General features: G+C 29.3%; 15 protein-coding genes. All 15 read right to left on the reverse strand.

The annotated features are described in order from the left end of the window. Positions 1-1,074, reverse strand: a complete 1,074-nt coding sequence (locus LNQ49_RS08840; protein ID WP_229988355.1) for a glycosyltransferase — start codon at positions 1,072-1,074, stop codon at positions 1-3. Next, on the reverse strand, positions 1,071-2,189 hold the full coding sequence (locus LNQ49_RS08845; RefSeq protein WP_229988358.1) for a glycosyltransferase family 4 protein: 1,119 nt from the start codon (positions 2,187-2,189) through the stop codon (positions 1,071-1,073). Before LNQ49_RS08845 ends, LNQ49_RS08840 begins: the two co-directional genes overlap by 4 nt. After that, on the reverse strand, positions 2,190-3,176 hold the full coding sequence (locus LNQ49_RS08850; RefSeq protein ID WP_229988360.1) for a glycosyltransferase: 987 nt from the start codon (positions 3,174-3,176) through the stop codon (positions 2,190-2,192). After that, positions 3,173-4,174: a glycosyltransferase family 2 protein gene (locus LNQ49_RS08855; protein ID WP_229988361.1), complete on the reverse strand. Its 1,002-nt coding sequence runs from the start codon at positions 4,172-4,174 to the stop codon at positions 3,173-3,175. The genes LNQ49_RS08850 and LNQ49_RS08855 overlap by 4 nt, the downstream gene beginning before the upstream one ends. Beyond that, complete coding sequence (locus LNQ49_RS08860) at positions 4,171-5,697, reverse strand: glycosyltransferase family 2 protein (RefSeq protein ID WP_229988363.1); 1,527 nt, start codon at positions 5,695-5,697, stop codon at positions 4,171-4,173. The genes LNQ49_RS08855 and LNQ49_RS08860 overlap by 4 nt, the downstream gene beginning before the upstream one ends. Beyond that, positions 5,694-6,845, reverse strand: a complete 1,152-nt coding sequence (locus LNQ49_RS08865) for a glycosyltransferase family 4 protein (protein WP_229988364.1) — start codon at positions 6,843-6,845, stop codon at positions 5,694-5,696. The genes LNQ49_RS08860 and LNQ49_RS08865 overlap by 4 nt, the downstream gene beginning before the upstream one ends. Before the next feature lie 5 nt (positions 6,846-6,850). Next, positions 6,851-7,732 carry a hypothetical protein gene (locus LNQ49_RS08870; protein WP_229988366.1) on the reverse strand — a complete coding sequence of 294 codons (882 nt, stop codon included), beginning with the start codon at positions 7,730-7,732 and terminating at the stop codon, positions 6,851-6,853. Continuing rightward, on the reverse strand, positions 7,732-9,165 hold the full coding sequence (locus LNQ49_RS08875; RefSeq protein WP_229988368.1) for an MBOAT family O-acyltransferase: 1,434 nt from the start codon (positions 9,163-9,165) through the stop codon (positions 7,732-7,734). The genes LNQ49_RS08870 and LNQ49_RS08875 overlap by 1 nt, the downstream gene beginning before the upstream one ends. 33 nt (positions 9,166-9,198) lie before the next feature. After that, on the reverse strand, positions 9,199-10,272 hold the full coding sequence (locus LNQ49_RS08880; protein WP_229988370.1) for a glycosyltransferase family 4 protein: 1,074 nt from the start codon (positions 10,270-10,272) through the stop codon (positions 9,199-9,201). Next, positions 10,265-11,662, reverse strand: coding sequence for a hypothetical protein (locus LNQ49_RS08885; protein WP_229988371.1), 1,398 nt, complete (start codon positions 11,660-11,662; stop codon positions 10,265-10,267). Before LNQ49_RS08885 ends, LNQ49_RS08880 begins: the two co-directional genes overlap by 8 nt. Then, the gene (locus LNQ49_RS08890) at positions 11,659-12,462 is read right to left on the reverse strand and encodes a hypothetical protein (protein ID WP_229988373.1); all 804 of its coding nucleotides are present in this window, start codon (positions 12,460-12,462) and stop codon (positions 11,659-11,661) included. Before LNQ49_RS08890 ends, LNQ49_RS08885 begins: the two co-directional genes overlap by 4 nt. Positions 12,463-12,520: 58 nt before the next feature. Next, on the reverse strand, positions 12,521-12,652 hold the full coding sequence (locus tag LNQ49_RS23250; protein WP_255680774.1) for a hypothetical protein: 132 nt from the start codon (positions 12,650-12,652) through the stop codon (positions 12,521-12,523). Between the two features lie 171 nt (positions 12,653-12,823). Further along, positions 12,824-14,527, reverse strand: a complete 1,704-nt coding sequence (gene asnB, locus LNQ49_RS08895; RefSeq protein ID WP_229988377.1) for an asparagine synthase (glutamine-hydrolyzing) — start codon at positions 14,525-14,527, stop codon at positions 12,824-12,826. Next, positions 14,527-15,225, reverse strand: coding sequence for an acylneuraminate cytidylyltransferase family protein (locus LNQ49_RS08900; protein ID WP_229988380.1), 699 nt, complete (start codon positions 15,223-15,225; stop codon positions 14,527-14,529). Before LNQ49_RS08900 ends, asnB begins: the two co-directional genes overlap by 1 nt. 1 nt (position 15,226) lies before the next feature. Further along, entirely contained in the window at positions 15,227-16,384 is a 1,158-nt protein-coding gene (neuC, locus tag LNQ49_RS08905) for a UDP-N-acetylglucosamine 2-epimerase (protein WP_229988384.1), read from the reverse strand. Positions 16,385-16,425 lie beyond the last annotated feature (41 nt).

The raw sequence follows: 16,425 nt of genomic DNA on the forward strand, positions 1-16,425 counted from the left end.
TTATAAAATTTTATAAGCAAAAATTATTTTTTGTATTACAACATCTTCTGTATAATTTTTTAATATAATTTTATTCAGAGACACTCCCAATTGATTTCTAAATTCTATATCTGAAATCAATTTTGTAATTTGATTTTCAATCTCTGTATTATTTAAAGGATTAAACAATAAACCTGTATTATTATTTTTAATTACCGAAGCACAATATCCTACATTTGTAGAAACTACAGGTAAAGCAGCAAGTCCATATTCTAACAATGTCACAGGAAAACCTTCATCCGTAGAAGCCAAAATCCCTATTGTTGCTTGAGATAAGATATGAGCAATATCATTCCTTGAATTATATAAATGAATATCATTATTCATATTATATTTTTCTATAAATGCCTTTATTGAATTTGAATAATCATCCAAATAATCTTTCCCAATTAAATGTAAACTCCATCCCAAGTCATTTAATTTTAAACTCTCAAAAGCATTTAATACCGTAATATGATTTTTAGGGTCTTTTAAGTTTGCTAAAAAAACAATCCGTTTACCAGTGACGCCATTTAAAAATGTTGCTTTCATGACCTCATTTGTAAATGTTGCAAAATTTGGAATAAAATATATGTTTGTACATAACATGTTTTTCTTATTCCATTCTTCTAATAGCGGATTAACAACAAAGATAGATGAGAAAAAAAAGGATAACAAGATTAAACTTCTATTCCCATTTTTAGTTTCATTTATTCGTTTACCATAATGGTCATGCCAAATTATTTTAATTTTTGGTAATGTAAATTTTAATAATACTGCAATAAAAAAAGAAGAACTATGTGCATGGACAATAGTAACTCTATTCTTTCTGACAAAATTCCTGAGCTTAAAAATTGCCTTAAAATCTATTACTGATTTTCTATTTATAAATAAATAAGAAACATTCGAATTTATTTGCCTTTTAAGACTACCTTCTTTACGTGTTGTTACTAATCCCGAAAATTCAATTGTTTTCCCTAGTGCATTTGCAAAGTTTACTGCCATACGCTCTGCTCCACCAGCTTCCAATGAATCTATCATTTGTAGAACCCTCATGATTGCAGCATTTTTTTTATTTCAGTTTCAAAAATATCTGTCGTAAATTTTCGTGACCATTCAGATGCTTTCATACTTTTATCAGTTATGCCTGCCTTATCTTTCAAGATTGATTCTAGCTGAAGAATATCATTTGATAAATTCATATCAAGCAAAACTCCCCTATTACCATAATCTAGCATAAAAGGAATACATGAAACTGATGTCGCTACTGGAATACACCCCCAAAACATTCCTTCGGCTATAGCCTTTGGCCAACCTTCACTTTTAGAAGGTAAGATAACAAAATGACTTTTTTGGTAGGCTCTTTTTAATATTTCATCGTTTTTATTTCCATGTAAAAAAATATAGTTTCCTAATTGATTGTTTTGAACATATTGTTCTAAAACATGCCTTTCAACTCCCTCACCGTATAAATTTAGAATTACATTTCTTCCTTTTCTAACAAATTGCTCAACTAACTTTATAGCATACAACGGGTTTTTACCAACAACTAAACTACCAACAAAAATGAACTCTATTCTTTCATTAAAATCAGATTTTTGAATAATTTCTTTTTCCCTTTCGGAATAGGTCGCGGTAAAAAATGATCTTATATTTTTAGATTGGTTTTCCCAATCTCCATAAACCAAAACTTGCATATTCTTAGTTAGAAAAGTATTATTCAAAATGCGTTTTTGTAATCTGTATGCCCATGGTTGTTTGCTTTTTTGATCCCAATTACCAGCATATTTAGCTGTTTTAATTTTATTTGGAAATAAAACCTGAACGAAGCATCCAATTAAACCCATATTACCTGGACATCGCAAATGAATATGATCTGCTTTTTTCATGGCCAAAAATATTCTCCAAAAAATTATTGGCAATTTAAAAATTGACAATACAGCATTATTTAAATTAATAAAACTAAAATCAGGTACTTTCCTAAAATCAATCTTATCGTGCTTATAAGAAATATCAATTTCTGTTGGTTCAATGTTTTTTAATGGAGCAACAATAATAACTTCATCAATATATTTTAACCAAATATTCATTTCACGAGTATAGGGTGCATAGGCAAAATATTTATCAGTATTTTGAAAGTGATTAACATGTGTGATTATTGCAAATTTCATTTATAAATTTTCTACTAATCTTGTTATAATTTTTTTGGGAGACAAGTATTCATCAAAATATTTCCTGCTCTCGGCTTCCAATTCTCTTTTAAAATCAATATCCGTTATTAACTTTTCTATTACTTCTTGAATATCTCTTCTACCATTTGTATTTACATAAACTACATGTTTATTATCCAACAAATCTACAGGTAATTTATTATAATGTGAAGTTGAAATAATTGCTTTCCCTAACGCTAAAAATTCAGCCAATTTCCAACCATGACATGAGAGAACAGCTGGCGTATTGAATACAAATGCTGAGTTTTTAATTTTTCTAAGATAAATACTTAAAGGAATTTTTTTAGAATATACTAAATTATCATACCCTAAATTATCACCATTACTTCTTGCTGCAAATCCACCTTCAAAATTCACATTTGGATTACTCTTGCAGATATCTATAAATAAAGCTCGATTTTTATTTGTTTGACTTTCCTGTTTCCAAATACTATTTATAAAAAAAACCTCATTAACAGATGATTGAGTTGAGTTGTATTCCTTCAAATACATCCTTTTATATTGCCTCCAATAATTGGCTATAAATTCTCTTTTATTTAAAATAGATTTTCTGAATCTAATAAAATTGAATCCCAAATAATATGATGTTTCTAACAAATTCCAAATTTTAATTCCAAAACTCGGTCCAATAGCAACAATTTTATTCTGATTTTCAATAAATAAATTATCTAAATTATAATTTACTTTTCCATATACGTCACACCATTCTAACTCGTTTATATTAATTCGAGTAGAGTCTTTTGAATCAATTATTACTCTCTTATAGGAATTATTACTTTCTATGATAAATGCAAAAGTCCCATTATCAAATTTTGGAAATTTCAAAAGATTAAACTCAAAATGATTATAATATTCCTTTAATCCCTGAATATAATAACCATCATAAAAAACGTCACAAAGCCCATAAACATAAACTTTTGTTCTCATTTCATTTCTCTTGGCTTATTAATAAATAAACTCCACCAACCAACTGTTCTTCCAATTGCTTCTGTAAAAGCTGCTTTTTTATTGTTATCCGTAATAGCATTACTAAATCGTATTAATGTGAGTAAAATGGTTATTGCGTTCCATTTAAAACGGTCTTTGAATTTTGGACTTGGGTTTTTAACATGCCAAACATACCAACCATTTCTCACTACCATTTTTCCATATTTATACAGATTTGGCCTTCCTGAAGCAGCATGAAAATGATACAATTTGGCAGCTGTATTTAAATATAATTTTCCAGATTTCGAAACTCTTATAGTAAAATCGGCATCTTCGTACAGACCATATCCCTCAAAATAAGTAGAAAAACTAAACACATCAAATACACTCTTTCGAAAAGAAGAAACACCTCCCATAAGCTGTTCTACCTCATACACTTTATTACTTGGCGGCAAAAAACCAACACTTCTTCCGTGTGAAAAAGAAGAAGAAAAACCAGGAGGACAATCACTATCCAATTTTAGTTTTTTTCTTAAAACAAAACGACTCCCATCTTTACGCTTCCATCCATCAAAATAAAATTCATTTATTTTAGGCACATAATAATCCGTTACCATCTCCCATTTTACTTCATTACAAATATAACCTCCTACTCCTAAAGCATCTGGAAAAGACTCATAAGTCTTTAATAAAATTTCAAAATAACCTGATTCTAAAACGGTATCATCATCAAGAAAGCAAACTATCTCTATCGGTTCACTTATTTTACTAATTCCAAAATTTCTCTGTTTAGTAAGTCCTCTATTTTCTTCAGAAACTAGAAAATAGTTTAGATTTTCAAAGTGGGTTTTATTTAAAACACGCTCTGTTTCATTATTTGTAGATCCATCAATAATTATAATTTCATCTGGATACAAACCTTGTTTCTTAACCGATTGCAACAATTTCAACAAAGGGTCAGGGCGCATATAAGTGCAAATAATTAAGGAAAACTTCATGATTTATTTATTAATTCATTAGCCCAATATAAACTCTGTTTCCATTCTTTTTGAAAATTAAAAAAATATTTTATTGGATTTTTAATTGATTGCTTACCATAGTATTTAAAAAACAAAACTATACGATATCCATTTATTTGCTCTTTCGTATCATGTAATATTTTATACAACATAACTGTTGGAGATGGCTTCGGTTTTATTTCATCATTACCCCAAGCTAACACTGTCTTTGTTCTAAACCCGCCAATTGGTGCCTTTAAATGCAGAATTTGTGGATTAGGAAAAAATAAAACATCAAATCCTTTATTTCTAATTTGCATTCCAAAATCAGAATCTTCTCCAAACCCATACTCATATCTTATATCAAAAAAAACATTTTTAACAACATCCCTTTTAACAATACTACATCCTGATCCAAAAGTAGTCCATTGAAATATTTTTTTATTAATAGTTTCTTCACCTTCTCTCAGACAACTAAAAGTAGCGACTTTGTTTTTATATTGTGAAATAATTCCAAATGCAGTTTCAATAAAAGAATTATTAATTCTAATATCGTCATCTGCAAAAAATATCCATTCACTCTCTAATTGATTAAATCCTATATTTCTTGCATTACATGCCCCAGTTTGATTTGTAAAAGTATGCTTAATAACAAATGGCCAGTCCTCTGAAGTTAAATAATCCAACTCTGATACACTTCCACATAAAGGGTTTTGTTCTATAATTATTACATTTTTAGGTAAATGTATTTGTTGAGACAAATCTTTTAGAATATCATATAAATATTGCTTCCTTCCAATAGTTGGAATAATAACATCAATAGTCTTTATTGAAGAGCTAACTTTAATAAAATCTAAATTGATATCTCCATTATTTTTATTCTTATAAAAAAAACTATTCAACATAGCCAAAACTGGAAATCTAAACTCCGAAATCATTAAGTTCAGAAATAATATAAATATCCATCGTGTTCTATAATGTTCCTTCACAAATTTAAAAAGAATGAAATCTGAAGTCTTCACAACATTCCTAAAGTCCCTAGACAACAACAGATTTGGCTCAGAATAACATAATAATCCTAATGGCATACATACTTTTGCTATCGAGTTTAAATAATAGTCAAAGTTCCGATTGAGTTTTATCTTACTGTTGATAGCTACTAATACGCTTGCATGTATAACGCCTACCAAACTACTCATTTGCCAAGTTGAATAAGAAACCTCCTTATTGATTTTAACGAAAAGAGATTCATCAACATAACCTATTTTTCTTCCTAAGAAATTTATATCACTTGGATTATACGATAACATCATTTTATCATGATGTAGAATATCATTTATAGCTTCGAAATCAATGAAGTTTTGATAATTTTGATTACACCAAACAATTTTTGATTTCGGATATTTTACAGCTAAATCTATAAATACTGATGCAATAGTAGCTTTTTTATTAAATTCTAAAACTTCATTATTCTTAGAAATAACCTTTACCACCCTACTCTGATTATGATATAATACTATCAAGGCTTAGATATTAATGATTTATAAAACTCAATATTTCGTTTCGCTAAAACTTCTGTATCAAAACATTCTTCTACTTTTTTTCTAGCTACTTTTCCTATTGATGAACATAATTTTTCATTCTCTAACAAATTATTAATATTTTTAGCAAAAGAACTGTGATCTGTTGGATGCCCTAAGAACCCATTAACTCCATCATCAATCATCTCATTAGCCCAACCAATATTTGAAGCTACGATTGGCTTTTCCATAGCCATAGCTTCTAACCAAGATACTGGGAATGCCTCAGCAAAAGAAGGAAACACACAAACTGTTGCTTGCTGAATTTTCTTTTTCATTTCATTATAAGGAACACTTCCCAAATATGCTACTTTTTTTAATGCTTCATCAGAAAAGAGAGTTTGCATCATTTGCCAAGTCGAAGAATTTCCTGAAATAATATCTGGAACATCTTTACCAATTAAAATCAATTTTACATCATGATTATTCTCTATAATTTTATTAAAGATTAAAGGCAGCTCTAGAAGTCCTTTTTTACGAATTAAACTTCCAAAATACAATATGTTTTTTTCTTTCTCAGAAGTTTCATTATCTACCTGAAATAAAGTTGTATCGATAGGATTTGAGATAATTGTAAATTTTCTATTTAAACTAAAAACTGTATTTGTAATATTAGCAGTGAACTGGCTTACAGACAATAATCCATCTGCTCTCTGTAGTGCTTTTTTTTCATGGAACTTATTAATCCATTTTACAGGGCGCTTATCCAAATGACAAAAATAAGTATCAGAACCGTGTAATCGTATTATAATCGGGCATTTTGTGGGGCTTATAAATGAAGTAATACCTGTCCAATCTGGTGCTTCTACAAGATCAATTTCTTTATTAGAATGTAATTCATTAATTATACTCTCAATTTTTTTTCTTGTCAACCACCATGATAAGCCTTTGAATTTTATATTTTTTATCTGTTGTATAAGAATTCCATCATCATAAAAAGTAGCGTCTTCTTTCTGTCCATATACTAAAACCCTAACAAAAACACCTTCTGCTAAAAGTCCTATCGCCAAATTCTTTATACTTGTCCCTATCCCGCCTGAGTTCCCTGTTTTCAGATGTGGATATTCAGGCGTCAAAAAAGCTACTTTCATGTCGCTTACTTATTAAAAAAATCATTTAAAATCCTAGCTGTAAAAATCCTAGCTCCAGCATCATTCATGTGCCCACATGAAGAGAAATATTTATCTTCTTTTACTACGTTTTCATAATTATGAATTTCTGGATACGCTTTTTTCACTTTATCAAAATAATTCATGCCTATGACATTCTCGCACATTGGTGTCATTACAGATATGAAATTGATATTGTTAATCTCACAAATATTTTTAATTTCTTCATAATATTTATTGCGAGGTAAAGGATTTAGATTAACAATATTGTTTTTCATATTGCCGTTTTTATGTTTCACTAACGGATAGTATCCTAAATTGTCTAAAACATTTGTTTTTTCGCCAGTTACAACTTTATAGATTTCTCTAAATCCAATCTTACCATCATACTTAACATATCTATAAAATGGGATATAATACAACTCATTAAAATTTTCTTCTGATAAAAATTGTTTTTTTATAACAGTAGAATTATGAATATATGGCAAAAATTTGGTAGAAACTCCTTCTGCTTCCTGATCATTTGAAAGATTTAAATCTGCTTCTAAAATCACATTCTTAATAACATATTTTCTTTCAATCATTAATTTTAAAAGTAAAGAGGCTTCAAATAAATGTCCACCACTCATTCCGTAATTAAATGCTTTTAGCCCTTTGTCCTCAAACATTTGTGTTACAAAATGATTATTAGCTCGAGAAGAACCTAAAATAACAACATCATATTTTTCAGCTTTAGAGTTAAAAACTGTTTCTATTTTTCCTCTATTCTTTGATTGCAAAAAGGCATAAGTATAGAGACTATCTAAAACTACAGCAACTAAAACAATTAAAATTAAAACTTTGACTATATAAATTAAAAAATGCTTCATTAAAATTGAAAATAAATAAATTCTTTATAATCTGAAAAAGTTCCAAAAGCAATAATAGCTGCTATTGCCAACGTCAATTTCAGCATACTCCTTTTTCCTGAAAGGGGCTCTATTTTATGGCGATTATACCATTCTACCAAAACAAATAAACCAATCATAAGTAACAATTCATAATTATATCGCTCATTATCTAAATATTGAAAATTAAAATCTCTATTAGTAATAATGCGCTTTAAATACTGAACTGCATCTGAAATAGTTTTTGCTCTAAAAAAGACCCAAGCTACGCAAGTCAATAAAAAAGTATATAGAATACTCATGATTACTCTTACCGAATCAAAATTAAATTTCAACTCAATTGTACCCATGTTATTTCTGTTACTACTTGATAAAAGCAAAGGCAGAAAATAAATGGCATTAATCAAGCCCCAAGCAACATAAGTCCAATTAGCACCATGCCAAAATCCACTTACAATAAAAATGATAAATGTATTTCTAATTTTCATCCAAATCCCTCCCTTGCTTCCACCTAAAGGAATATATAAGTAATCGCGAAACCAAGATGAAAGCGAGATGTGCCAACGACGCCAAAACTCCGCGATATCTCTCGAAAAGTAAGGGTAATTAAAATTTCGCAATAAATCTAAACCAAATAATTTTGAAACCCCCAATGCGATATCTGAGTATCCTGAAAAATCACCATAAATTTGAAATGCAAAATACACTGCTCCCAAAATTAAAGAGAAAGAATTCATAGAAGTATAATTATCAAAAATGGCATTCGCATATGTTGCACAAGTATCTGCAATAACTACTTTTTTGACTAATCCCCATATGATTTGATAAATCCCTTCTTTAGCTTTTTCAAAATCAAATTCTCGTTTTACTTTAACTTGTGGTAATAAATGGGTAGCTCTCTCGATTGGCCCAGCCACCAAAAGAGGAAAATAACTGACGAATAACGAATAATCTATAAAATTATATTCGGCTTTTATTCTTTTATAATAAATATCAATTACATAAGATAATCCATGAAAAGTGTAGAATGAAATTCCAACTGGAAGAATTACATCCAATAAAATTGGACTTGCTTGAATTCCGACATTACTTAGTAACTCCGAAAAAGATGCTGAAAAGAAATTATAGTATTTGAAAATCCCTAAAAAACCTAGATTGACTAAAATACTAAGCCAAAACCAAAATTTTCGACTTCTTTCAGTTTTCCCTTTCTCAATTTGAATTCCTGTATAATAATCCAGAAATGTAGAAAAAACCAATAAAAAAAGGAATCTCCAATCCCAACAAGAATAAAAATAATAACTAGCAATAATCAATAAAGCATTTTGACTACTTTTTGTTTTATTAAAGACAAACCAATACAAGAAAAAAACGATTGGTAAAAAAATAGCAAAAGCTAATGAGTTAAAAAACATCTGCGGTATTTATGTTTATATTTAATATATCTTTTAAAGTAGCTTGAAATGATCCTCTACCATTTTCGGCAAAGAAAAGGAATTGGCAATTAATTCTCTTGTATTCATAGATATCTTTTTGTTTCCAAAATAAATATCTTCTAGAATTATAGCCAATGCTTTTACATTTTTTGCTTCAAAAATATACCCATTTTCAGCATCTGAGACGACTTCTGTATTGCCTCCCACATTTGTTGTAATTACAGGAACATTTGCAGCTAGACTCTCTAGAATGGATAAGCTAAAACATTCCATATGTGTAGGCTGTAGCATATAATCATATTTAAAGAAAACTTCATTAAGATTTGATCTACTTCCAACAAAAACAAAACATTTTTCTAGAAAATATTCTTCTGTTTTTTCTATTAATTGTTTCTTATACGGACCATCCCCATAAACAGTTATTTTAATTTCATTTTTAATTTCCAATGGGAGAGAATTTACCGCTTCAATTAAATCCTGAATGCCTTTGGATTCTCTGAGATGGGAAGCTACCAAAAAACTGGGGTTTACTTCATTCCGCATATCTCTCATCAAAATTGCATCTAAAATAACTCCATTATAAATTGTCTTTGTTTTATATTTTAAATGAGAACCAAAATCTGCTAAAATTTCATTTACAGTATAATTAGACACGCCAACAAAAATGTCAATATATCTAGAAAACAAAATTCCTTTTAACCTTTTGTTTATTTTCTTTTTTAAAGAATACCCGTTTAGAGGTCTCGGATTATGATCTATAGCAATAATTTTAGCACTAGATATTTTTTTTATTTTATAAAAAAATGGAGTGCATAATTCTACAAAATGAGTAATAATATGGGAGTATTCTTTTTTGTTTTGACTACAAAAAACCAAAAAATCATTTTCTATGTTTTTAGTTTTACTACTATGAATAGTTAATTTTGAATAACCCAAATGATGAGATATATTTGGAAAAAACCACTCAATTTCAATACCGTTTTCTTTACATTTTTTATCAAAATCCCAGAAAAAATAATCCATACCTCCTACACGTTCGGGAAGTAATTCATAATTACAAATTACTGCTATTTTGCTCTTAATCATTGAATTCTAATAAAGTTTCAGCAATACGCTTACTAGTTCCTAATAAAGATTTACTTATTTGTAATTCAATCATTTCTTTTCTTTCTACTACTTTTTCATTTGAATATTTTAATGCCTGATTTATTTGAGCAATCAATTCCTCTTTGTTTTTTGCTATATCGACAGATTTACTATCGACTACTTTCTTATAATGGTCATATTTCAAAAATCTTTGATCATTATAAAGACCATTTTCTAAATTACCAAATACAGTATTTATTACTGGTTTATTAAAAAGCATAAAATCCAAACTCATTGTAGAGCACATATTTATATTCAAATCTACATTTTCTAATAATGATCGCAAATCTATAATATCTTCCTCACTTGGGATTCGTTGCGACCAACTTTCCTGATGATTCTCTCTCGTTAAAATCCATTTTGGAACATTCCATATAATCTCAGGGAACTCTTCTCGAATCATTTTAAACCTACTATCATCTTCAGCAGGAGAAGTTCTTACCAGAAGCTGTACAGATAATTTGATTTCATCATTTTTCATAGCTTCTGCAATTGCTTTAATTACTACAGGATCATTCTGTCCAATTGATACATCTGCACAGCTATAACAAATTGTTTTTTTATTGCTATCTAAATCAAATTTTGCGAAGAAACCAGCTTTTGTCGATTCGTATTTATTAAGAACATAAGGTTCGAATTGTGGTGTTCCAACAATTTGAACATCTTCATTTTTTACATTCGGATAAAAATACAACAACTCCTCTTTCATCAACTGACTCCATACCAAAAACTTATCAAAAGTACCCAACATTCTACCTTTCGACGCCAAATTATCCCAACTAAAGATAAAAGTACTCGTTGGAATCTTTAATTGAATCGCAGCATATAGAAATGGAGCTAAATATGGAGGTCGTTGATGTGTAAAAAACAAATGTGTTGGATTGTCTTCCTTTAGTATTTCAATATATTCTTTTGTGATTTTATTTCCAGAAAAAGATAAAAACTGTAGCTTTTCAACAAATAAAATACTTGAGTTTGAATTTATATGTTTCGTTAAAGAGTAAAGACCTTTTACAAATATTGACCGGACTGAATTGTTTTTAGGATAACCCGAAACCAAATTATCTTTCATTCCATAAAAAGAATTGAACTTTTGTAAATGTGCTAACTCTTTCCATTTTCTAGAAGCCCAAGTTGCTTTACCTTCTTTAAAAACACTAAGTTCTTTTATTTCAAGCCTTGAATTATTAAAATCTTTATAACAACTTTTGGGTAACCCCGAATAAATGACAACTTTATCAAATTGTTGCAAAGCCTCAGTTATGAAATCACTCATAACAAAATTTCTAAATCCAACACCGTCAGTTATTACTACTCCTAATTTTTTCATTTTATTCTAATATTGAACTTTCTGATTGTTCTCTTATAATTTTTCTTAATTTTTTTAATCCAAAAAAATGTATAATCTTTAAAGATTATAGGATCCAAAATTTTATTTTCTTCAAAACTCAACAAATTAAATATATCATCTATCCGTTTAGTATGCTTTGCACTATTTCCATATGCCCTTGCGAACCATGTATGATATAAAATTATTTTATCATTATACATTACCGAATTTGTAATCTGATCATTACTCATCTCAGTATTTAAAAAAATAAATTTTTTATTTTTTCTTCTTAGCCAGAGGTAAAAGCAATAATATGGTTCATAAAGACTATTACAATTATATTCAGCTTGAAGGCTAGTCAAATCATCATTAAATTCATTATTTAAAATATAACCATTTTTAATTACTTCATTTTTATCCCATATTTTTTCAAGTTCTTGAAAATTTATAATTGAGAAAAATGTATTGATTACATAAGGATTATAAATTCTATGGGCAATCATTCCTCCATCCCGAATTCCACAAACAGTATAGTTTTCAGATTGCATCTTATTTATAATATCAAAAACAATTTTAGCATCATAAAAAAGTACATCTTCATCTGCCATTATCAGCCACTCTATATTCTTATTTTTTAGCTTTTTCATCGTATAGAAAAGACTATCTATACCATACATCCCATTCCTACCATCAATCACATATTTTCGAATATTTTCAGGAAAAAGCCTAGAGCTTTTAGCGTATAAATCAAAATTTATAACTGTAGAGAGTATTGCTATTTTAGATTTTTCAACTACCATATTCTAAAATTGTATTTTTCTATATAACTTATTAACTCTTTCTTTTTAATATTGAAAATTAAAATTCTATCAATTTTTCTAATAGCTGTAAAGCATTTATAATATTATCAGCATAACCACCATCGAACGTAATGAGAATTCTTCTTTTTTTTAATGAAGTCCAATTTCCATCTAGCACAAAATATGACATTACATTTCTCTTTAAAATAGCCTAATTAATTCTCAAAATCATCAATACTACCGGCAAGATGGGTTAATTCATTTCCTATTATATTACTAGCTCTATGATACATAGTCACAAGAACTAACCAACCTGTTAAAAGTCTATTTTAAACTTTTGATAGGTTAAAAATATAAATCCTTAATTTTTTAGCATTCCATAAAAACTAATACACTGCCAAATATGAAAGCTAGACTGGATATTACCTTTAAAATAGTTTTCTAATTCATTTTGTAAAGATTCTTTATCAAACCAATGAGAATAAGTTGATTTTTGTAATTCTGCAAAACATTGAGTTACCCATTTCTTTAAATCTTCTGCCAACCATTCACGTTGTGGTGTTTGTAGTGGTCTTTTGGGTGCATAAACTAAATCATTTACAAAATATTCTGAGGCAATTTCACGCAAAATAAATTTAGAAATGCCATTTTTAATTTTATAGTCTAACGGTAGTGAAAAGGCAAATTCAACCAAACGATGATCTAAAAAAGGCTCTCTCAATTCTGTCGAATGTGCCATAGAAATACGATCATTGAACCGTAATGCCCGAGGAATTTTTGTGTAAAATAAATCCCTATATTGCTTATTTAATACTTCATCATTAAAAGGTCTTGGGTATAAAGGCTTTTCCGCTTGCGCTAAAAAAGAATTAGAAAGCATATTAACTTTATATGGAGAATCCTGAACACCTTGTATCGTAGAATCATTATTTTGAGTATAATAATCATATCCTGCCCACTGCTCATCCATTCCTTGCCCATCTAAAAGAACCAAAACTTCATCTTTTTGCGCTTGCTCAAAAATTTTAGCATATGCCAATGTAGGGATACCTCCAAAAGGCTCGTCTTGTTGCCACTGCATTTCTTGCGTCAAAGCTGGAACTTCATCAGATTCTAAAAGCACTTTTGTCAATGAATTTTGAGATTGGTTAATTATTTTTTCGACCCAAGGTAATTCATCATAATCGGAATTGTTAGTATAAAAAGTATAAGCATTTATTTTTGAATTATCTTCTTGGAGATTTACTAAAGCCAATAATAAGGAACTATCTACCCCTCCACTAACATTAAAACCTACTGAAACATCTGCTCTAAAACGTAGATTTATACTATCTTTTAAAAGTGCAACATATTCTTTTTTTACTTCTTCAAGAGTTCGTTTCTTAGATTGCTTAGCTATTTCTTCTTCAAAATTATACCATTTTTTTATAATTAAATTTTTATTTTCAAGCTCTAAAAAATATCCTCCAGGTAATTGATCAATATTTGTCCAAAAAGTTTCATCTGGCATTCCATAAGAACCAAATGCAAAATAGGAAGCCCATACTTTTTCGTTAGGTTCTTTTTTTATTCCAGCAACATGCAGTCCCTTTATTTCAGATGAAAAATAAAAACTATTATTAAAGAAACTATAATAGAAGGGTTTTACCCCAAATCTATCTCTAGCTGCAAATAATTTTTTCTTATGATTATCCCAAATGGCAAAAGCAAACATACCATTAAACATTTGCAAACATTCTTTTCCATAAACAATAAATGCTGCCAACAAAACTTCTGTATCCGAGCTTGTTTTGAAATCATATTGCTTTTTTAAAGCTGCTCTAATTTCTATATAATTATAAATTTCACCATTAAAAACTACAACATAGCGTCCTGAATTATCTTTAAATGGCTGATTAGAATCAGCTGATAAATCAATAATTGCTAATCGGTTATGCCCTAATGCCGAAAAATTAGAATCAAAATATTTCGCTGTCGCATCAGGCCCTCTATGCTTTTGGATAGCAAGCATTGCATCCAATTGAGTTTCTTTAAATTCACCAATTATCCCTGCAATACCGCACATTATTTCAACTTAGTTTGAATCATTTCTTCTGCTTTTTTCCAATCATCCATAGTATCAATATTAATATAAAATTTAGGATCCGATTCAATAAAAGCAGTACTTTTTCCATATAAGGAATATTCTTCTAAAAGTACTTTTGTCTTAGTAATATAAAAACTTCCATCTCTATGATAAGCAATAGGTAACTCTTGTCTACGGCTAATAATTTCAGTTTCTCCCGTAGCAATTTTTAAATTCCCTTCTTCATTCAATTCGAATGCCCAATGCGGATTATATTCATGTGGTACTCTTTGAACAGAAACCAAAGAATCTGATTCTTTTTCTATAAATTTCTCAATAGCTTTATCTAAAAATTCAAGTGTCCTAAATGGACTTGTTACCTGTAAAAGACAAACAGCATCAAAAAAAACATTTTGATTTTGGTACCATTGTAACGCATGGATAATTACATCGATAGTTCGTGTATTATCTTCTGCTAATTCAATAGGTCTCATGAATGGTACTTTTATTCCAAGATTATTCGCTACTACTTTTATTTGTTCATCTTCAGTAGAAACAATAACTTCCGTTAAATATTTAGATTGTAACGCCATTTCAGAGGTATACGCTAATAATGGTTTCCCATTTAATAACTTAATGTTTTTACCTGGAATTCCTTTGGACCCACCACGAACTGGTATGATAGCTAAAATTTTCATTTTAATACATTATGGTTTTATGAAAGTTCAAAGGTAATTTAGCTAATAACTCAGCTATTCGTATACCAGACTTTCCATCTCCATAAATAGATGATGAAATAGTCTTTCCATTTCTTATTGAAGCTGTAATTGCAACTTCTATTTGATCTTGTGAATAATCTACATCAACACTATTTCCTCCTCGATCTCTTCTGTTTTGACGGGAACCAATATTAATAACTGGAACTCCTAAAAAAGCACATTCTCGTATTCCTACACTAGAATTACCTATCAAACAATCACTATATTTCAGCAACTGCAAAAAGTCAATTCCTTCCATATTCTTGAAAAAATGAACATTCGGCAACTCATGCTGTTCTCTAAAAGCTCGGATCCCTGTTGATGTTCCATCTGCTCCAGCATCAACATTTGGCCAAAACCAAAGTGTAGGCTTGTCTAATTTATAAATTGCTTCTAGTGTAGCTTCTATATGCTTTCTTGAATTTTGATATTCTGTTGTAACTGGATGCTGCATAACTACTAAGTAGCCTTGTGACAAATCAGGTTTTGCCCCCACACCACCATATTTTTCATATGGATTAAATAAAAGTTCCTCACTTATAATCACCTCTTTAGCTAGATCAATAGAAGGACAACCAGTATTAAATACCATCTCTGGATCTTCTCCTAATTTAATAACTCTTTCTTTAGCACTCTCTGAAGCAACAAAATGATAATCAGATAACTTTGTAATAGCATGTCGCACTTTTTCATCAATATTCCCAGTAACTTCTCCTCCTTGAATATGTGCCAAAGGAATGTTCATATACGAAGCTGCAATGGCAGTTGCCATAGTTTCAAATCTATCGGCAACAGTAACAACAATATCTGGTTTTAGATTATCAAAAACAGTTGACAATTCCAAAATACCTATTCCTGTAGTCTTTGCTGCAGCAGTTAAATTTTCCCCTTCCAATACATTAAAAACCTTTGCAGCAATTGTAAAACCATCTCTTTCGATATAATTCACAGCAGAACCATATCGATCCAACAAAGCAGAGGCTGCCACCACCAATAACAATTCTAACTCAGAATGTTTTTGAATAGCTGCTAATACTGTTTTTACACGACTGTAGGAAGGACGCGCCGTGATAACCACAGCTATTTTTCTTTTAGGCATTTTATTTTTATTATACTGGGCTAAAGTAGGTAAATAACACG

This window comes from Flavobacterium pisciphilum (genome assembly GCF_020905345.1).
Lineage (GTDB): Bacteria > Bacteroidota > Bacteroidia > Flavobacteriales > Flavobacteriaceae > Flavobacterium > Flavobacterium pisciphilum.

What these genes read in the sequence shown, in the direction of transcription:
- LNQ49_RS08840 (WP_229988355.1), bottom strand. Translation starts at nt 1,074, where the DNA reads ATGAGGGTTCTACAAATGATAGATTCATTGGAAGCTGGTGGAGCAGAG.
- LNQ49_RS08845 (WP_229988358.1), bottom strand. Translation starts at nt 2,189, where the DNA reads ATGAAATTTGCAATAATCACACATGTTAATCACTTTCAAAATACTGAT.
- LNQ49_RS08850 (WP_229988360.1), bottom strand. Translation starts at nt 3,176, where the DNA reads ATGAGAACAAAAGTTTATGTTTATGGGCTTTGTGACGTTTTTTATGAT.
- LNQ49_RS08855 (WP_229988361.1), bottom strand. Translation starts at nt 4,174, where the DNA reads ATGAAGTTTTCCTTAATTATTTGCACTTATATGCGCCCTGACCCTTTG.
- LNQ49_RS08865 (WP_229988364.1), bottom strand. Translation starts at nt 6,845, where the DNA reads ATGAAAGTAGCTTTTTTGACGCCTGAATATCCACATCTGAAAACAGGG.
- LNQ49_RS08870 (WP_229988366.1), bottom strand. Translation starts at nt 7,732, where the DNA reads ATGAAGCATTTTTTAATTTATATAGTCAAAGTTTTAATTTTAATTGTT.
- LNQ49_RS08875 (WP_229988368.1), bottom strand. Translation starts at nt 9,165, where the DNA reads ATGTTTTTTAACTCATTAGCTTTTGCTATTTTTTTACCAATCGTTTTT.
- LNQ49_RS08880 (WP_229988370.1), bottom strand. Translation starts at nt 10,272, where the DNA reads ATGATTAAGAGCAAAATAGCAGTAATTTGTAATTATGAATTACTTCCC.
- LNQ49_RS08885 (WP_229988371.1), bottom strand. Translation starts at nt 11,662, where the DNA reads ATGAAAAAATTAGGAGTAGTAATAACTGACGGTGTTGGATTTAGAAAT.
- LNQ49_RS08890 (WP_229988373.1), bottom strand. Translation starts at nt 12,462, where the DNA reads ATGGTAGTTGAAAAATCTAAAATAGCAATACTCTCTACAGTTATAAAT.
- LNQ49_RS23250 (WP_255680774.1), bottom strand. Translation starts at nt 12,652, where the DNA reads ATGTCATATTTTGTGCTAGATGGAAATTGGACTTCATTAAAAAAAAGA.
- asnB (WP_229988377.1), bottom strand. Translation starts at nt 14,527, where the DNA reads ATGTGCGGTATTGCAGGGATAATTGGTGAATTTAAAGAAACTCAATTG.
- LNQ49_RS08900 (WP_229988380.1), bottom strand. Translation starts at nt 15,225, where the DNA reads ATGAAAATTTTAGCTATCATACCAGTTCGTGGTGGGTCCAAAGGAATT.
- neuC (WP_229988384.1), bottom strand. Translation starts at nt 16,384, where the DNA reads ATGCCTAAAAGAAAAATAGCTGTGGTTATCACGGCGCGTCCTTCCTAC.